Annotated in this window: 15 protein-coding genes; 14 read left to right on the top strand and 1 reads right to left on the bottom strand. The window is 36.0% G+C overall.

What is annotated here, in order from left to right:
* The first annotated feature begins 805 nt into the window (after positions 1-805).
* From yajC to UABHE_RS26675, 10 genes are all read left to right on the top strand, one after another.
* On the top strand, positions 806-1,141 hold the full coding sequence (gene yajC, locus UABHE_RS26720; RefSeq protein WP_372366373.1) for a preprotein translocase subunit YajC: 336 nt from the start codon (positions 806-808) through the stop codon (positions 1,139-1,141).
* A 174-nt stretch (positions 1,142-1,315) separates the two neighbouring features.
* The gene (gene secD, locus UABHE_RS26715; protein ID WP_372366372.1) at positions 1,316-4,591 is read left to right on the top strand and encodes a protein translocase subunit SecD; all 3,276 of its coding nucleotides are present in this window, start codon (positions 1,316-1,318) and stop codon (positions 4,589-4,591) included.
* A gap of 96 nt (positions 4,592-4,687) precedes the next feature.
* Positions 4,688-5,506: a LysM peptidoglycan-binding domain-containing protein gene (locus UABHE_RS26710; RefSeq protein ID WP_372366371.1), complete on the top strand. Its 819-nt coding sequence runs from the start codon at positions 4,688-4,690 to the stop codon at positions 5,504-5,506.
* A 185-nt stretch (positions 5,507-5,691) separates the two neighbouring features.
* Positions 5,692-6,315, top strand: coding sequence for a hypothetical protein (locus tag UABHE_RS26705; RefSeq protein ID WP_372366370.1), 624 nt, complete (start codon positions 5,692-5,694; stop codon positions 6,313-6,315).
* Between the two features lie 11 nt (positions 6,316-6,326).
* The gene (locus UABHE_RS26700) at positions 6,327-7,793 is read left to right on the top strand and encodes an aldehyde dehydrogenase family protein (protein WP_372366369.1); all 1,467 of its coding nucleotides are present in this window, start codon (positions 6,327-6,329) and stop codon (positions 7,791-7,793) included.
* 347 nt (positions 7,794-8,140) lie between these two features.
* Positions 8,141-8,971, top strand: a complete 831-nt coding sequence (locus tag UABHE_RS26695) for an ExeA family protein (RefSeq protein WP_372366368.1) — start codon at positions 8,141-8,143, stop codon at positions 8,969-8,971.
* A gap of 71 nt (positions 8,972-9,042) precedes the next feature.
* Positions 9,043-10,053 carry a hypothetical protein gene (locus UABHE_RS26690; RefSeq protein ID WP_372366367.1) on the top strand — a complete coding sequence of 337 codons (1,011 nt, stop codon included), beginning with the start codon at positions 9,043-9,045 and terminating at the stop codon, positions 10,051-10,053.
* An 18-nt stretch (positions 10,054-10,071) separates the two neighbouring features.
* Positions 10,072-10,500 (top strand): 50S ribosomal protein L13, encoded by a 429-nt coding sequence (gene rplM / locus UABHE_RS26685; RefSeq protein ID WP_372366366.1) that lies wholly within the window; start codon positions 10,072-10,074, stop codon positions 10,498-10,500.
* Positions 10,501-10,516: 16 nt separating this feature from the next.
* Complete coding sequence (gene rpsI, locus UABHE_RS26680; protein ID WP_372366365.1) at positions 10,517-10,912, top strand: 30S ribosomal protein S9; 396 nt, start codon at positions 10,517-10,519, stop codon at positions 10,910-10,912.
* A gap of 452 nt (positions 10,913-11,364) precedes the next feature.
* The gene (locus UABHE_RS26675) at positions 11,365-13,860 is read left to right on the top strand and encodes a hypothetical protein (RefSeq protein WP_372366364.1); all 2,496 of its coding nucleotides are present in this window, start codon (positions 11,365-11,367) and stop codon (positions 13,858-13,860) included.
* 88 nt (positions 13,861-13,948) lie between these two features.
* On the opposite strand, the gene UABHE_RS26670 is transcribed toward UABHE_RS26675, so the two are convergent.
* Complete coding sequence (locus UABHE_RS26670) at positions 13,949-14,743, bottom strand: hypothetical protein (RefSeq protein WP_372366363.1); 795 nt, start codon at positions 14,741-14,743, stop codon at positions 13,949-13,951.
* A gap of 255 nt (positions 14,744-14,998) precedes the next feature.
* Here UABHE_RS26670 and UABHE_RS26665 point away from each other — a divergent pair, with 255 nt between their 5' ends.
* Genes UABHE_RS26665 through UABHE_RS26650 form a run of 4 tightly spaced genes read left to right on the top strand, consistent with a single transcriptional unit; the run spans position 14,999 to position 19,496 of the window.
* Positions 14,999-16,297 carry a cytochrome ubiquinol oxidase subunit I gene (locus UABHE_RS26665; RefSeq protein ID WP_372366362.1) on the top strand — a complete coding sequence of 433 codons (1,299 nt, stop codon included), beginning with the start codon at positions 14,999-15,001 and terminating at the stop codon, positions 16,295-16,297.
* A gap of 2 nt (positions 16,298-16,299) precedes the next feature.
* Positions 16,300-17,307 (top strand): cytochrome d ubiquinol oxidase subunit II, encoded by a 1,008-nt coding sequence (locus UABHE_RS26660; protein WP_372366361.1) that lies wholly within the window; start codon positions 16,300-16,302, stop codon positions 17,305-17,307.
* A gap of 2 nt (positions 17,308-17,309) precedes the next feature.
* Positions 17,310-17,849 carry a hypothetical protein gene (locus UABHE_RS26655; protein ID WP_372366360.1) on the top strand — a complete coding sequence of 180 codons (540 nt, stop codon included), beginning with the start codon at positions 17,310-17,312 and terminating at the stop codon, positions 17,847-17,849.
* A 9-nt stretch (positions 17,850-17,858) separates the two neighbouring features.
* Positions 17,859-19,496: a hypothetical protein gene (locus tag UABHE_RS26650; RefSeq protein WP_372366359.1), complete on the top strand. Its 1,638-nt coding sequence runs from the start codon at positions 17,859-17,861 to the stop codon at positions 19,494-19,496.
* Positions 19,497-19,741: the final 245 nt, after the last annotated feature.

Below are 19,741 nucleotides of genomic sequence, written 5' to 3'. Positions count from 1 at the left end.
CATTACAAAATAAATTGTGCGCGTTGTGTGGCTAGGGACTGTGATCAATTAAGTGAGTCGCTAAAAGTTTTTGAGCACGTTTCAAGTCAGCGTAGAATTTGAGTGTCAAAGAAGGAGAGCCTGAGAGGCACATAACTGTAGCTATGTAACCGAAGGCTCAACGCCGCTATGACACTCAAAGGCAAGCTGCGTGCTCTTGAAAACTTTTTGCGACTTGTTTAAAAGATTATGCTGAAAAATTTGCGACTGTGACCCCTTGTGGTAATCACGATCGTAGCCGTATTCATAATTGAATAACTACGATTTCTTTTTCGAGAAATACTTAAAATATTCGGTCACGATTACGGCTACGATTACGATGGTTGTTAATATCTAATTGATGAACGCCCTACTACACCTGACCTAATAATATTTCAATAGTAATTTTTGTTTTGAGCAACTCACTTAGTATATTTTAAGCTATGATTTGGTGTATGTCAAAGTAATGCAAAACTATTCTGTTTGAAAAATTAATTTTATAAAAACCTAACGGTGTATATTTTTCTTGATTTTTCAGCGTATATTTGTTATTTATTCACACTACAAATCACTGTAGTACACCATCTCTTGCAAATATTTTTTCACATCTAAATAACTTCCGCAGTGTAAACCCACTTAAAATTTATTTAGAGTTTATGGGAAACCATTTGGCAATTTAGCTTGGTTTATATTATATTATAAGATGGTCAAAGTTTCTAAGAATGTCGCAAAACAATGTTTTCAACACTCTTAAAATCTTAACTGTTTACAAAAATCGGAGATACAGATGTTGCTTTTTTTTATGTCTCCTCCTGCTGAACAAGCTGCTGGAGGAGGATTACAAGACTTCATATTTATGTTTGGTGTCGTATTTCTAATATTTTGGCTAATTGTTATTCGCCCGCAAAAAAAACAAGAACAACAACGAAAAGAAATGTTATCTCAATTAAAAAAGGGCGACCAAGTAGTTACCCAAGGGGGGATAGTTGGCAAGATTGTTAGCATTAAAGACAACCGTATTACTTTAAAAACCGATGAAAATAGCAATTCAAAAGCCACATTTCTACGCCACGCGATTATTAACATCGTAAACCAAAAATCCACAACAGAAAAAAAGTCGTAGAACTTATAATTGTTATTACTTTTAGGATGTTTCAAGACGGAAAAGCATTATTTGTGTAGCTTAAGTTTTAAGCAATGTTGTAAATGGTTTTATAAAAAGAATCTTTTACTTGGAACTCCTAACGATTCATTACTCCTTTCTAGAATTGTGTAGTATAGAGGATATAATTTCATCATGAGCGAAAAAACCGCAAATATTTCGGGGCAGCTAATAGGTATTTTACTATTGGCACTTGCGTGCCTACTCTTCGTTTGCCCTCCAAATCAAAGACCATTTTTAACTGAAGAATTAAAAAGCTATGTAGTAAATCTTGGATTGGACTTAAAAGGGGGCTCTGAACTTTTATACGAAGTAAACCCTGAAGACATTGATCCAACAAAAACAGCTGAAGGTGTTATCGGCGACACTATTTCTATTATTAGTGAGCGTATTCACAACTCAGGTATTGTAAAAGAGCCACGCGTACAGCGCCAAGGGCAAAATCGTATACTTATTCAGTTGCCTGGACTCAATAAACAAGATACAGAAGAAATCAAAAAAGTTATCCAGCGCCTAGGGAATTTAGAATTACGCCTTGTCGCTTCACCTGAAGTTGGTGTTGGGGATGGAAAACTTAGCGAAGTAGAAGAACGCACAAAGTATGACACAGCCAAATCAAGAGGCCAGCGTTCACTAAAATTGTACGAAAGAAGAATCCTTCGAGACGGTTATCGTTGGTATCCAGGAAAAGAAGGTGGTCAGGCACGGCTTGTTTGGGTAGGTGACCCTTATAAAATCGGCGGACAAAGACTGAGCAAAGTGAGTTATGACAGTCTTAACCAAGTAATCAATTTTTCAATGAAGTCGGAAGCAAGTAATGACTTTAAGAATTTAACAAGCCGATATAAAAAACAATTTCTAGCTATTATTTTCAACAACGAGGTAATGGCTGCGCCGCAAATAGACGGTGTTATACCAGATGGCTCTGGTATTCTTCGCGGTTTTAGTTACGACGAAGCGCAAGAGCTTATTAAATCAATGCGTTCTGGTTCCCTTGAAATTCAACCGGAATTGGTGCATGAAAATACTATTGGTCCAAGTTTAGGTGAAGACTCTGTTCGTTTAGGTATACAAGCAGGAGTTATTGGGCTAGGTATGGTAGTTGGGTTTATTATACTTTACTATCTTGCTGCTGGACTTGTTGCAAGTATAGCGCTTCTTTTAAATATTTTGATTGTATTTGCAGTGTTAGTTATTTTTAGAGAGACACTAACCTTACCTGGTATCGCAGGACTTATTCTTACTGTAGGTATGAGTATTGATGCGAACATCATTATTTTTGAGAGAATTCGCGAAGAAAAATTAAAACGCTTGAAAGCTAATCCAGGAAAAGAAACGCTTGAAAAAGAAGAGCTTCTTGCTGATGTAGAGAGTGGTTTCAGGCAAGCGTTTAGTACTATATTTGACGCTAACCTCACTACATTTTTAACGGCGGCTATTTTATATTTTATTGCCTCGGGAACTGTTCAAGGTTTCGCATTTACTATGTTGTGGGGAATCGTTGCTAGTTTCTTTACCGCTATATTTGTAACGCGCGTCTTGCTATATTTTCTGATTATGTCAGGTCTTGTGCGTAATTTAAGTATGGCGCAGTTGTTGAAGGATCCTAAATACGCAATTACAAGTAAAATGAAAACAGCAGCAATGTTTTCTATCGTTGTTGTTGGTATTTCTTTGGCATCTTTCTTAAGTAGTTCTGATCGCATATATGGTTTAGATCTTCGTGGTGGTGTACTTGCGCAAATCAGTCTAAAAGAACCTTTAGCTACTGATGATGTTCGTACTCGTCTACGTGAAGACTTCCGTGATGATCTTGAAGTACAACACATTGTGTCTGACCTAGACACTGCTGACCAAAAAGGTTGGCTTGAGTTTGCTATTCGTTTGCCAAATGTTCACCAAGATGATATTGATAAAATCAATAAAGAGTTGGATTCACTTTCTCGCGATATGCGTCTAGTAAGTATTCGCTTGAAAAGAGAGCAAAAGAATCTTGTTGAAAAACAACAACAGCGCGACGAGTCACTACGTGAAATTCGCCGTTTAAAGAAAAATGACGCTGATAAAGAAGAAGTTGATTCGCAACGCGAACAAGCTAAATATGTGCGTGAGCGCATTAAAGATATTCGCAAAAAACTCGATGATTATGAAGCTGAGATGCAAAAAATCGTTGAAACAAGACGCGATCTCATCAACACTAAAAACGAAAAAGCTGGGATTGATGAACTACGTCAACGCATCAATTCTCGATTCTCTAAAGAACTTGCACCATTTTCGTTTGGCAAAATTACAACAGTAAAACGTGGAAAATACCGCAATTTTCGCAGCATCAAAGTAAATTTACGTACACCTCTTCCGCCGTCATTTATCGAAGAATTGTTTAAAGACAGCAAGGATGTATTTGATGATGTTGTTGTTTCTGTTGATGATTATAATTTGACTTTTAAAGCACCTGAAGGCAAAAGCGATGATGAGTTAGCTCAAGAAATAAAGAAGCACTTAGCACTTGCTAGACCAAGCATGGAAGTTGAATCAATAAAACTTTCTAAAGATGGTGGTTCTATCTCTACAATTCTTTCATTTACTACAGTTGCTCCAGTCGAAGCTGTAAATGAAGCGATTGAAAAGTGTAAATTTGAAGATGTTTCTTTGAAAGCAAAAGGTATTAGAGAAAACTTAGTTACAAGTGTGACTTTACTCATTGATATACCAAGTAGTAGCCAATCAGACGAAGAAGTAAAAAAGTCGATAGAGGCTAACTTGCGTGACTATTTTGCAAAAGCAACTTACAATGAGAAAAAAGTTCACCTTTCTGAACCATACCCAAGATTTTCACAGATTTCTGGGGTTGTGGCTAAAGCTCAGAAAGCAAAAGCATACCGAGCTATTATCTTATCTCTTATCCTAGTATTGTTTTACATTGCAGCTCGCTTTCCTAACGGTTGGCGTTTTGGGTTTGGAGCCGTAGTTGCTCTTGTTCATGATGTTGCCATTACTTTAGGTGTGATTGCTTTTGTTTCTAATGCCGGACTCGTCAACGTGGAGATAAATCTTCCGGTGATTGCAGCTCTCTTGACAATTGTTGGTTACTCTCTCAATGATACCATTGTAATCTTTGACCGATTACGTGAAAACCAAATGAAAGAAGAAGTTTGGGATCGCTTAGGTATCAAGAAAGTTATAGATGTATTTAATAAGAGTATAAATCAAACTCTTTCTAGAACACTACTTACATCATTAACAACATTGTTTGTTGTGTGTGTGATTTTCTTTTTGAACTATGGACACGGAAGTGTGATGGAAGGTTTTGCTTTTACACTTATTGTAGGTGTAATTGTCGGTACTTACTCTTCTATCTTCGTTGCTAGTGCTACAGTTCTTTCTATAGAAAATAAGCATCGCAAAAAGTAGTATAGTTACCTAAAAGGGTGCTCTATAAAACATAGAGCACCCTTTTACTACTATTAAAAAAATTTATGCATGAATTTTTGTTTTGAGAGATTCAAGATGTTTCTTACACGTAAACGAATTATTCTTATATGCTCAATCATTGTGGTATACGGAGCAACAATAGTTGTTGATTTCTTTTATGAAAAAAAATCTATTGTTCTAGATAACACTAAAAGTACTTTACCACAAAATGACAGTGACATTATTCAGACATCGTTGAGTCAGCCACCATTAGTAGAAAAAGAACTAAGTGGTGAGATAGCCAAAAAAGAAAATGTAACGTTTGATATAACTAAAGAAAATAAGAAAATCTTTTTGGCTCTTAGCACACAAGAAACTAAGATAGATAAGAAAAATATTTCGTTTCCTGAGGATATTTTAGTTAGCGATAAAACTGAGACAGAAGAAGGAACTAATTTTTCTAACGAAGAAATTGAAGCAGAAGAAACTGATTTTTCTAACGAAGAAACTGAGATAGCAAAAGAAACTACTTTTTCTGATGAAGAAATTATAGAAGAAGATGTTTTGGTTAATGAAGAAGATGTTTCAATTGATAATAAAACTGAAGCAAAGGATGAAATTGTTTTGTTTGAAACAGGGTTATCACAGCAATTTCATATTGTAACTTTTGGTGATAGTCTGTGGAAAATTTCCAAAAAGTACTATAATAAAAATACTTATAAAGACATTCAAAAAGGCGTATTTGCTTTGGCTGGAGCGAATCCACAGATAATAAATATTGACAAATTGAATGTAGATTCACAAATATTTATACCTCTGGCAAGTAACGTCAATCTTTATTATAAAAAATACCTTTATGATGTTCAATTATCGAAAGAAATTAAGTCTTCAAAAACTATCTCGAAGGTTGAATAACCAGTTGTTTTATTCAAGTAAAACTACATTTTTGCTACAAACGAAGATATGTGATTTTGTCGCACTATTTGTTGAATAGTGGAGGCTTATATACAAATCTTTGCGTTTTGTTTTGCAATGTAGTTTCAGAGAACAAAGCTGCGGAGTAATCCGCGGATAGAAATTATCTCTTTATGGGACAAGTTATGATAGAAATTCGTACTTTTACATACATTGATATATTGCAGCCGCAACTTGCTGCTTTTTTTGCAACAGTTTGCCAAGGATATTTTCCTTTGGAAGAACAAGCAGCACTTTTAATCGAGGTAGCACCTGGTATTGCGATAAATCGTATTACTGATCGAGCAATGAAAAGAGCTAATGTTTACCCTGGAATGCAAATTGTGGAACGAGCTTACGGTATGCTTGAGCTACATGCGTTTGATCAAGGAGAGCTTCGCGCTGCAGGAGAAGCTATTTTAGAGCATACAAATCAAAGCGAAACGGATCGTTTAGCACCGCGTATTGTATCGTCAGAGATTATCACTGGCGTCGATGGTTACCAAGCGATGATTTTAAATCGTATGCGACATGGGCAATTCATTTTAACAGGTGAGACCTTGTACGTTCTTGAAGTTCATCCTGCAGGTTATGCTGCGATTGCGGCAAACGAGGCTGAAAAAGCAGCTTCGGTTAATTTATTAGAAATGAGAGCTTTTGGAGCCTTCGGACGTTTGTATTTGGGAGGTAAAGAATCAGAGATTCAAGAAGCTGTGAAAGCAGTTGAGGCCTCTCTTGCTTCCATAAAGGGAAGAGAAAATATTGCATAAGGGGTATCCTCTTGGACAAAGATTTACAGTCGGTACAGCAAGTACGTGATTTTCTAGAAAAAGCACAACAAGCGCAAAAAATCTTAGCACAGTATTCTCAAGAACAAGTCGATCGTTTAGTATCTCTAATGGCAGAACGTGGATTTAATGCCAGTAAAGAACTAGCTGTTCTGGCTCACGAAGAGAGTGGTTTAGGGCGCGTAGAGAGCAAGGTGTTAAAAAATCAGTTTGCTACGCGAGATATATATGAATATATCAAAGAAATGCCAACTGTTGGCATTATCTCTCAGTGTGAAAAGAAAAAAGTTTGGGATATCGCGACCCCTAAGGGAGTTGTTGCGGGAATTACACCGATCACTAACCCCACTTCCACAGCACTATACAAAATGCTTATTAGTATAAAAGCGCGCTGTTCTATTGTATTTTCGCCGCACCCGCGTTCGATAAAATGCGTTGGGCGTGCTGTTGAAATTATGCGTAAGGCGATTGATTCTGTAGGTGGACCAGTAGACGCGGTTTCTGTTATTACTATTCCAACATTACAGGCAACTCACGAGTTAATGAGCCATAAAGCTACGCGCGTAATTCTGGCCACTGGTGGATCTGGTTTGGTAAAGGCTGCATATTCTTCAGGTAAACCAGCTATAGGTGTCGGCCCTGGTAACTGCCCCGCTTTTATTGAAAAAAGTGCTGACATTCCTCATGCTATTCGTTGTCTAGTTGTAAGTCAGGGGTTTGATTGGGCGACGCTGTGTTCTTCAGAACAATCTCTTATTGTCGAAACTAAAATTGCCCAAAAATGTATTGCTGAATTGAAGAAACAAAAGGCTCATGTTTGCAACGAGGTAGAAATTGCAGCACTCGAAAATTTAATGCCACAAGGAAGTGCTATCAATGCAGACTTAGTTGGACAATCTCCTCACACAATAGCCAAACTAGCTGGCTTTGATGTCGATAATAATTGCACAATGCTTATTGCAAGGCAGTATGGTGTTGGAGATCAATATCCTCTTTCTCGAGAAAAGCTCGCCCCTATCCTATCTTTGTATATTGAAGATGGCTGGGAACAAGGTTTTGCCCGATGCCAAGAAATACTCCATTATGGTGGTTTAGGCCACACTGTATCTTTGCATTGTCGTGATCAAAAAATTATCACCAAATTTGCGATATCGCAGCCTGCGTGCCGTATAAATATTAACACTCCTAGCTCTCAAGGAAGTGTTGGTTATGCCTCTGGATTAGCGCCTTCAATGACTTTAGGATGTGGTACGCGAGGTGGAAATATTTTCTCTGACAATATATCTCCTAAGCATTTACTCAATATCAAAAGAGTTGCTTACATTAAAGATGGCTGGCTTGGACAATCACCCGCTGTTGATATGCTTCCTGTTGCTAAAACGTCTAGCAAAAAATATGATTCGTTTAGTAGTAGACAAAATAAATATTTCATTGGAAAACATAACAATCCTAATATTTAAAACATATCAACATTCAAATACTCTATGTTCTACGAATTTTATTTTTTCCTAGACGTTTTTTCGTAGTAATGTTAAAGTAGATCTCGGCTGGTAGTCTGTTTATGTAACCTTTCATTTAAAAGTTATTTTGTTTAACTCGTTTTAGTGTATATCATCATCTAACGTCTCATATTATCAGGTACTTTATAGCACAGTAGAACTTTTGGTTACAAAACACTATTACCCTTATTGTGCCTTGCTATTGCCAGGTCTTTCAGATATATTAACCAAATGATGATATCTAAAACCACAGTTGTACAAAAATCAATTATCTATAATATGTTTATCAAACAAGGCAAAATTTGAGTATGTATGAATCATATTGGAATCTTTTAGAAAAACCATTTCAAAATATTTCTGATCCTAAGTTTTTGTTCTATGGGGAAACATACGAAGAAGCATATATTCGCTTACTTTATAGCGTAACTGAATCTAAAGGTTTGATGCTATTAACAGGTGAAGGCGGAAATGGGAAAACGTTTGTATGTAAGAATTTTTGTAGAGAAACACGCAAACAAGGTTACCAAGTAGCATTTATTGCTAACCCTGACTTAGAACCTATAGAATTTTTACAGAGTATTTTAAGTGAGTTTAACTTAGACTATAAAAACAAATCAAAATTGGAATTATTCAAAGAGTTAGAAAATTTTATCCTTGAAAATGCCAAAAACGGAAGTACTACTATTATTGTAGTGGACGAAGCTCAGAGTATAAGCAATCAAAAAACATTAGAAGAAGTTTGCGTACTACTAAATATTGATTGTATTGATCGCATACCTATCAATGTAGTTTTGGCAGGAAAACCAGAACTTAGTCAAACTGTTCTCCAAGTTCCTTCTCTTTACGAAAGAGTAGGGCTTCGCTATCGTTTGCGCCCACTTAATCTTCATGAAACAGGTGAATATATACTGTTCCGTTTAGATAAAGCCGGATGCCAGCGTGATATTTTTACTGCAGATGCTGTAAAAGAGGTTTACGAACATACAAATGGTTTACCTCGAAAAATAAACAATATTTGCGATTTAGCTCTATTACTTGGTTATGGTGAGGGCAGCATTGTAGTAGATAAGCATTTGATCAAAAAAGCCGTTGAGGATTTAAAAGGAAATGTTTATTCTGACCGAACGGTAAGTGCCTAATTGTAGTATTTAAATACTACACGTTTGATAACTTGCTTAAAATTCATAATCAGTGATTGTAAGGAAAGACAATGATTCAATTTTCTAACATTGTCAAAAAATGGCGCGAAAATGACTCTGCACAAGATGAAAATCAATCGGCAAAGTTTAACAAAGGCGCTAAACAAATTCTCAAAAATGTTTCTGAGAATAGCCTTAAAGACAAAGTAGTGGCTACACAAAAATTTTCAAAAGTTCTTGAAAAGCTCGATGATAGTCCGCAAACTACTGAAGAAAAGCCCAAAGTAGAAAAATCTGTAAAGCGCAAACAAGAGCCAAGAACACGTTCTAGACAACAAACAGAAAGAGCCAAAAAAGCCGCAGAGCGCACTGTTAAGCGAGCTTCGGTTACAAGGCAAACTCGAGTTGTTAAAGAAGCTCCGGTTGCTAAAGAAGCTACTGTTGCTAAAGAAGCTCCTGTTGAAGAAACACCTGTTGTTAAGCAAGCTCCTGTTGTTAAAGAAGCTCCTGTTGCAAAACAAGCTCCAGTTGCTGAAAAAAATAACGAAGATTGGGATGCTAACGACGATTTTACAGAAGGCTTATTTGAAGAAAGTAACAATTCTTCTGAAGTTCTTTCTACAGAAGTGCCTGACAATAATCTAGAGAGCGGTCAAGTAGAAGAAAATAGCGTTACTGAAACTAGTGAAGAAAAATCTTCTACCTATAGTTCTAAACCAAACAACAAACATTACCGTAAAAACCACAGAAAAACCCAAGGTAATCGTGGTCGTTATAATCGCGATTATAACAACAGGCATAAAAAAAGAACTCATAGCACAACTGATCGTTCAACTTACAAAAAAGAGCAAAGTCCATCATCACCATCAACTACTAGCAGCAGTAGCATTAGCACTAGTAACAATAGTAGTAGTAATAGTGGTGGGGGAGAACATTTAAATATCGAAAGTGTTCTCAAATCAATGAAGTCAAGCACTAGCAGCAACAGAAGCGATGATCGTAATGATCGCAATATAAATAAACGTAATTTTTCACAAAGAAAACACGACAAAGACAAAAAAAGTCGTCATAAATGGGTGTAATTAAGGCAGGAAAGACATATGCAAAAGTCATATACCGCGAAACCCAGTACTCTTGAGAAAACATGGTATGAAGCAGATGCTACGGACCAAGTATTAGGTCGGTTGGCAGGTAAAATAGCTGTGGTACTGATGGGAAAACATCGACCAACTTATACTCCTCACATTGATACTGGTGATTTTGTTATTGTAACCAATGTTGAAAAGGTAAAGGTTACAGGAAGAAAAGAAGATAAGAAGTTATATTATTCTTACTCTGGTTATCCTGGTGGCCTAAAGGTGCAGAATCTGAGCGAAAAAAGAAAGCGCAAACCAGAAGAAATTTTGGAATTGGCTGTCAGAAGAATGTTACCTAAATCAAAATTGGGACGCCAAATGTTAAAGAAGTTAAAATTGTATAGTGGACCAAATCATCCTCATCAAGCGCAAAATCCCAAAGTATTGAAGTAATAAAGGTTTTTAAATTATGAGCGATAAAGAAATTATCTGGGGAACTGGACGTAGAAAAACATCAGTTGCAAGAGTTCGACTTCTTAACGGAAGTGGGAAAATTGTAATCAATGGTAAAACTATGGAAGAATATTTTCCCGTTCGTAACCATCAAAATTCTGTTATGGCAGCACAAAATGTGACTGGAACAGCAGATAAATATGATCTTCTTATTAATGTATCTGGTGGTGGACTTACTGGACAATCTGGTGCAGTACTCCTTGGTGTTGCTAGAGCTTTATGCAAGGTAGACACAGCATTAGAGGAAAAATTGAGAAGTCATGGACTTTTGACTAGAGACAGTCGTATGAAGGAACGTAAAAAATACGGTCGTCGTAAAGCGCGCAAAAGTTTTCAATTTTCCAAGCGTTAAAATTATGCTTCAGTATTCTATAGAGTCATTTTATGGCTCTATAGAATTATTGTTTTCTTAGAGTAAAACTACATTTTTTCAACAAGCGAAAATACATAACATATCATTTTATAATGTAGTTTTAGAGAACATTGTTCTTTTCATCTTACCTTAAAACAAGTCATCTATTTATTCATCTTAATGTCGGTGACCAGTCAAAATTTACTCATTGCAACTAATTCTTTCGTTTTTCACCTCGTTGTTTCTTATTACAAACCCACACTGTCGTATTTCTTTAAGAGCAATGTATTGTAATTGAGCACTGTTTTGTCAGGCACTTATTTACTCGCGAGTACAACTTGCATTTCTCAGATGTACATAACCAACATACGTTTTTTCACGGTTGGTGAGTTCAAAATACTATTTTACCAGAGGACATCCTCCTTTTTTATGAATATAGGGGTATAATTTTTATGTTCAAATATTTATTCATTATTCTAATTGTGTTACTTGTTTTCCCATTTAATACTTTTGGTGACGATTATAATGCCGCTGACTACATTTCTGATGGAACAATGCTATATTGTGAAATGGAAAATGGCAAAGAGTTTTGCGAGCAAATGAGAGAGATTGGTTTATGGCAGTTATTTGCATCGGAAGAGTGGAAAGCCTTTTTTGATACAATACCACCTGAGTTTTTACAAATGATTCGTGGACAACAGCAACAATTTGAAATGCAATCAGGTGTAACGGTTAAAGATATCGCAGAAGCTTTTTCTGGACACGTTTCTCTTGCTGTTGTCGATGTTATGCCAGGCCCAATGCCTATGCCTGTTGCTCTTCTAAGCTGGGATTTAGGAACTCAAAAAGATAAAGTAACCACAATGCTTTTACAGATGTATCAAGGTTTTGTTCCAGGAGCAGCTGTAGAAGAGTATGAGTATAATGGTTATAAAGTATCGCAATTAGCAACTCCTGCAATGCCTGTGTATTGTGCGGTAATGAACAATGTATTTTTGGTTTGTACATCTAAAGTACATTTAGAAGCAGCTTTGTATGGTAAGCATAAAAATAGTTTACAGTCTTTTGGACAATACCAAGAAATAAAAAAACGTACTTTGCGCGAAAGATCAGGTTTATTTTTGTATGCCAACACTGAACGCTTAATAAGTTTTGGTGTGCAAATGTCAGGTCAAGCACAACAAGTAAAACCAATTATGGATATGGTTGGTATTCAAGCGTTAAAAGGTTTAGGCACAGGATTATATTTCAAGGATACTCAGGTTGTCGAAAGTCTTTATATTCACATGCCAGGTGAGCGTACAGGTTTTTTAGGAAAAATACTACCTGCAAAGCCAGCTACTACAACATTAGAGAAATATATTCCTGGAGATTTGATTGCGTTTCGACACAGTTTTTTCGAACTTCAAGGATTAGTTGATGCAGGTCTTGAAGCATTACAAATGTTTGCACCTCGTCAGTACGATCAATTTACAGGAATGGAAAATCAATTTAATCAGCAGTTGGGTATTAATTTACGTAAGGATGTTGTTTATAACTTGGGTGATGAATACCTGTCAACTTTGAGTTTTTCTGGTGGTTTGATACCTGATTTTGCGATTCAGATGACCCTAAAAGATCCAGAAGTTTTCACTGCCGCAATTGAAAAACTCTTACAAATGGTTCCTAAAAAACATCGTTATAAATTTTTGTGGAATGGTTATGACTTTCATTACTTTAATTTTAGTTCTATGTCTGAGCCTATACCAGTAGCTCCTACGTTTGTTATTGATGGAAATCGCCTTCTTGTGACATTGTACCCAGAGATGGCAAAGAATTTGATTATGCAAAAGCAAGGTCATTTTCCAACAGATATGATGACATCTTTAGGTGAATACAAGCACACCGATATACAGTATTTAAATATTGAAAAGCTAGTGGTACCTCTTTATCGCACTGCAATACCTTTTATTCAATCAATGATACCAAGATCAGAAGTCCCTATTGAGTTTGCACTGCTACCATCGGGTAATACACTTAAGAAATATGTAAATAATGCGATGCAAGTTTGGTTCACAGATGAAGTAGGTATGTGTCTTGAGTTTCATTCTCCATTTGGAATGACACCGCTTTTTGCTCTAGCTAGTGCTGCAGCACCGCGGAAATCATATGATATAGAAAAACCACCAGTTGCAAAGCCATATGAAAAAGAAGAGTTAGAAGAGCCTGTCGATGTGGTTAGTGAAGATCCTGGAGAAGGTTTAGGGTCTGAATTATTGGGTGTTGAGGATGTACGCACTTGGAAAAATAAAGATAATAAAGCAAAAATCAGCCTTTATTACGGAAATTCAGTACTTAAAGTACATTTATTTTCACCACTTCCTTCAAATATACTGTCTTATGGTAATTTTAAGTTAAGTGCGAAAGATGATCTTGGAAATGAAATTGCTTACAAACCTGGTTTTGGTTTTCGTACAGGTAGTGAGCACAAGAAAATTGATGCTTATGCTTTAAAAAATGTGATTCGCGATAAAGGTTTGAGAGTAGACCTAGAATTTGCTTCTCCATCGCGAGATGCAAAAAAAGTTAGTATTTCTGGTTCTTTTGAAATTAAGACAGCAGATTCTAAAACACTTGAACTTAAAAACTACGGAGAACTTCGCAAGAATTTGCATACGACAGAAGATATTAGTGGTTTGAAAATTCAATTTACCAAAGATTGCAAAGAAAAAAGTGTTAATCTTCGTATAAGTGGCGATGCTTTAAAAGTAAAAACTATTTATGCTAAAATTGGTGACAAAGTTATTAAGTCAACAGGTTGGAGTTCTTATAAATCTAAAGAAGATACAGTTAGTAGTTTTTGGTTTAGAGATGCTGTGACTGATGATGCAAATATCTATATTGAATATGCTGATAATGTAAAAATGCAAAAAGTAACTGTTGAAGTAAAAGACCAAGAGTTACCATAAATCATATTTTTATGTGATTGAAAATTTTTAGTAGAGTCTGTTAAACCAATAGACTCTACTAAAAACTAAAAACCAAGAACCAATATTTTTACAAATTATTTAATTTTTCTCCAATCCAATTTTTTATAAAAGAAGTGTAGTGTTCTCTTACTTCTGGAAAGCGATCCATATTGGGAATATGATTTACTTCTAGCATATATCTTTTTCCTGAATCTGTTACCATATAATCAACGGCAATCCATTCTAATTGAAAATGTTCTTTTAAATTTAGAGTATCTTCAAGTAATTCTTCATCTATAGATGTATTGATATAAGATGTCTCATGATGAATTGACTTTAGCCAATCATCTCCTTTGAGTTGTATTTGCCAAGACTTATTTCCAATAATAAGTATTCTAACAGCGGTGCCTTTTATGAAGGGTTCTATTACCGTTGGTTGCGGATAGTGTTCTTCCCCGGTAAATCTTTTTTTATTCTCTCCACAATGCCAATTCCCCCATTTTGCAACACTTTCTTCTTTCACATTGATACTACCGTTAACAACAAAACCATGTGGCATTTTAAACTTAGTTATTCGCAGTGCTCGTGCTAAGCAAGGATGTTTCAAGCGGCAGTTAAGTAAAGCAACTGGATTTGGCAAACATACTCCGTCCCAGATAGCCAAAGCATTGATTGGATCAAAATCATTTTCAAAAATGCCGTGAAAAATGACAATATCAATTTGAATCATACAGTCAAAAATATTGGGATGTTCAACAAATAACTTGTCATCTTGTACAATGAGTTTTGGTATAAGCTCATGATGTATGGTCCTTATGTTTAAATTTTGAGTAATATCACGTACTTCATCTTTTTCCAAACCAATAAATAAAACTTTTCTCATAACATTTATCCTTTTGCTGAAAGTAAGAACAGAGAATACACAGAATAAAATTTAAATGTCTAGGGGCGTGTGGACATTTAAAATTTGTTTAGTGCGTAAGTCATTGTAGCGTAGCTAGGCGTATCAAACGTGGCATAGCCAGGTTCTGTAAGTCTGATACAACGACACTAGGATTTCAAGGCTATGTAATGAATAAAGTCTAAATGTCCACACGCCTTATAATAAAAACATTATTTGTTTTGTAAAGGAATTATAATGACTGATCTTCTTGCTGCACGAAGTCAAATGGCAATGTCTTTGGCTTTTCATATCATATTTGCGTGCATTGGAATAGGAATGCCACTACTTATGGTAATTTCTGAAAGTTTATGGCTAAAAACGCAGAACAAAGTTTATCTTTCTTTGGCAAAAAAATGGGCGAAAGGTACGGCTATTATGTTTGCTGTGGGAGCTGTTTCGGGAACCGTTTTATCTTTTGAGTTAGGTTTATTATGGCCAGAGTTTATGCTACATGCTGGTCCAATAATTGGTATGCCTTTTTCTCTAGAAGGATTTGCCTTTTTTTTAGAGGCTATATTCCTTGGAATCTATCTTTATGGATGGGATCGAGTTTCTTCAAAAATGCACTTGTTTTCAGGTATTATGGTTATGCTGAGTGGTATGTTTTCAGGTATTTTTGTGGTGATGGCTAATGCATGGATGAATAGTCCTGCTGGCTTTGAGTGGGTTAACGGTCAGTTTGTAAACATTGATCCTTTTACTGCGATGTTGAACCCTTCAGCCCTTCCTTACGCTTTGCATATGACTTTAGCTGCTTTTGTCTCTGTTGCGTTTGTTGTTGCTGGTATCCATGCTTTTGTTTTGCTCCGTAAACCCAAAAGTGAATTTCACTACTGTGCATTAAGAATAGCTTTGTCAGTTGCGATTGTTACTTCGATCTTACAGCCAATTAGTGGGGACATTAGTGCAAAGAACACAGCGAAGCAACAACCTGCAAAACTCGCAGCGATGGAAGCACAGTGGGAAACCGAAAAAGGTGCGCCGCTTCGTATTGGTGGATGGCCTGATGTTGAAAATGAACAAACTCTTTACGCCATAGAAATTCCTTACTTGTTGAGTTTCTTGTCTTTTGGAACTTTTGATGCCGAAGTGAAGGGTCTCAAAGAATTCCCAAAAGAAGATCGCCCTCCTGTGGCTGTGGTGCATTTTGCTTTTCAAATTATGGTAGGTTGCGGAAGCTTTATGATGCTTCTCGGAATGATAGGAGCCTACTTTTTTTTGCGAAAGCAACCTATAAATAACAAAGTGTGGTACTTAAGACTACTTGTTTTTGCAGCCCCAATGGGCTTTATCGCTACGGAAGCTGGGTGGACTGTTACTGAAGTGGGTAGGCAACCATGGATTATTTATAATATAATGCGTACCTCTGATGCAGTGACTACAATGCCGAACCTAGTGGTTCCTTTTATTGTGTTTACAATTCTGTATATTTTCCTGTTTGTTATGGTGTTGTATTTGATGCGTTTGTATGTCCTAAACTCTTACGAGGATTAAAAATGACTGTTGAATTCTTGCTTGCAAGTGTTGTTGTTGGTTCGGTTGTTGTTTATGCGCTTTCTGGAGGAGCTGATTTTGGTGGAGGTGCGTGGAGTTTGTTTGCATATGGTAAACGTAAAGAAGCGCAAAGAAATCTTATTGAGGATGCTATTGCACCAATATGGGAAACAAATCACGTATGGATTATTTTAGTGATTGTAGTTTTGTTTATTGCATTTCCTCTAGCATTTTCTGCTATAGCTACTAGTTTACATATTCCGCTAACTGTAATGCTTATTGGTATTGTTTTACGTGGCTGTGCTTTTATTTTTCGCTCTTACGGTATGAAAGAGGATGAGAAATTACGCAGTTTTTGGGAGAAAATTTTTGGCGTGTCAAGTTTTCTTACGCCAATTGTCTTTGGTGTTGTTGTTGCGGGTATTGCAAGTGGTAAGCTGCTAGTTGATGTTGAAAAACGAAAAGTATTGACTGACTTTGTCGAAGTTTGGTTTGGAATTTTTCCACTATGCGCAGGATTTTTTTGTTTGTTTACCTTCATGTTCTTGGCTGCGGTTTACCTTACTTGTGAAACAACAGACAAGGAACTACAACAAGATTTTCGTAACAGAGCTCTTGTTAGCGCGATATTTGTAGATGCGACAGCACTGTTTTGTTTATATTTATCTCAAGATCATGCGACGTTGTTCTGGGAAGGTTTAAGAAATAGCGATTATGCTTTATTGTTTCACGGCTTTGGTATTTTACTCGCAATATCTATATTTTATAGTTTATATTTAAAGAAATATAAAATAGCTCGCGTTCTTGCTATGAATAAAGTGGTGTGTATTGTTTTGGGCTGGGCAGTATGCCAATTTCCTTTTTTAGTGGTTCCCAATTTAACAATTTATACGGCAACAGCTCCTAAGAACGTTTTGTATATGATGTTTACCATTATTGTGCTTGGTATGGTAGTTACAATACCTTCATTATTTTATTTATACTATATATTTAAAAAGAAACAGAGCTGATTATGAAAAAGACAGCGATTGTAATCGTTATATGTTTACTCATTCTTTCTTTAATTCCTTCTGTATTAGTGAAAGATTTTGGTGAAGTTTCGGGAGTTGAGTTTTCACCTGATTTATTTATGCACAGAACCTTTCGTTACTTTGCACTTTTTGGTATACAGATAGGCACAAAAGATTTTAAAGTTTGGCGTAATGATTTCGAAGTATTTTTGTTAAAAAATAATTATATACCGCCTATAAAACAGGATAAAGCTCGTTGGTATATGGTTAAGGATTATTGTAGTTGGCGTGGTTTTCATAAAGGTATTGCTCGCGGAATTTGCCAAGAATTAGAATGTCATGGTTCTCTTAATAATGATCGTTGGATCAAGTGGTCAAAAGAAAATCCTGAGCGCGCTAAAATTTTCTGGCCAGCGTTTATTTCTGCTTCAAGACATAATATTGGCGAGAGTTTCTATTTTTTGCGATTTGTAAATATTGGAAATTCATTAGAGGAGTTTAAATACGAGGTAGATGAGTATCTCTATGGCTTTATTAAATAGGAGAATTGCGTGATACGTGATATTTTAAAAGTATCAGAAAATAACAATCGACAAAAATGCTTAGAACTATTTACACGACTACCTGAAAAACATTCTTTTCATGCTTCTATTTTATTGTTGTGGCAACAGGCAGACCGCAGATCGCTAGATTACCAAACTATTTCAAAAATACTTGATTTTACACGTACTTCTTCTAACAAAGAAAATAGGCGATTTCCTTTTTCAAGTATATTGCGAATTTGGCCTCGAAAGTTTTTCGATTTAGATCACTCCTTTATCATGAGTATGCTTGATAAGGAAGATCGCGATCAGCGACAAAAAGGTTTATTGAAAGTTATTTGTGCACAATTAAAACAAAAAAACGAAAAAGCAGCGATTGAATTAGCCTCACATTTGCGTAACGATAAATATAAAAGTGAGCTTCTCGCAGAAGCCGCCGTTTACTCCTCAAGATACAAGAGACACAAATCAACAACATGGTTTCTAGAGAAGTCCATAACTGCATATAAAGAAAAACCAAAAGGGCTTCCCATTATTATTCGTGCGTGGGGACAAGCAAAGTTACGTAACCGCAAAAGAATTTTTTTGTCCATTCTGGAACTGTGCATGCAAAATTTTGAGCCGCAGCTTTTATTATTAGCAGAAGCTGTTATAGAATCTAAAGAACAAATTGATCGACATATTTATGCAGAGTTTATATTAGAAAAAGCTCTAGAGTTAAATGATACCAAACTTTTACAATTGCTTATTGATTATGTAACTAAGTACAAAAAGCTAACGACTTTGTTTCAAAAATCAAAAAAAATGGATCATGACACTAAACATAATATGATGAGTAAATATTTTTTCCAACTGGCAATTCTAGAACAAAATAAGAAAAAATCTTCGCAGCTAATGTCGAAAAGCCGCGAGCATCAGCAAAGTATTCGCAATGAAAAGGTAAAATTACAGCTTTCGATGAATATAATTCAAAGACTGATTAACTTAAAGAAAGCAAATAAAGCCTACAATATGGTTTTCGATTCTGTAGATTGTTATCGAAAATTTATGCGAAGCCGCAATTATAATGACGATGATAAAATGATAATAAGTATCGATTTTGCCTCGTTCTTAGCGCACATTAAAGAATACGAGCGCGCAGGAGATATCTTTAGTGAAATTATAAGTGAAATAAAAGATATCTCCGAACAGAAACAACAAGCGCACATGCTACGCTCAATATTTAAGCAATTAATTCAATACTCCTACATAAAAAAACGCCTAGCTCTCTTACATGAAGTCTTAGATGTTCTCGAATCGTTAAGCGATGATCATCACAAAGGTTTTGCACTTAACGCATGGGGATTTGAAACCGGAGGAATAATAAACGACCTAGGCAATTTCCCAACAGAACGCAGCGAAGAACTACTACTACGCACAGTTGATATTGCCAAACCACTAAACGATAACGATTTTTTTATCGATATTGTAGATGCAATGTCTACGTGTAAGTTAAAAGAAAAAGCGTATAGTCTATACCAAGAAGCTTTGCGTGGTAAGTTATTAACAGCAGAACAAGTCGATCGTATTTCGCGCTCCCTGGTGCGTATAAAAAAGAAAGCGCAGGCCGAAAAATTAATCAAAAATTATTTGATGAAGCAGGAGTAGGTTGATCTGTAAAAATAAAACACAGTAGTAAACTCATGAGATAAACGTAAACGAAGCGCGATGTAGGGGCGGTCTTGTGCCGCCCGGCCTTCGCAAACAATTGCAAAAACTTGTTTAAGGTTGTATTGGTAGGTATAAAAAATAACAAAGGTTATTCATATTTGTAAGACGAGGACAGACCGGTCTTGTGCCCGGTTTTCGCAAACAATTGCAAAAACTTGTTTAAGGTCGTGTTGATAGGTATA

Source organism: Candidatus Uabimicrobium helgolandensis (assembly GCF_041508025.1).
GTDB lineage: Bacteria > Planctomycetota > Uabimicrobiia > Uabimicrobiales > Uabimicrobiaceae > Uabimicrobium > Uabimicrobium helgolandensis.
Note: the sequence above shows the minus strand (reverse complement) of the source record. Positions and strands in the feature narration are given on the sequence as shown.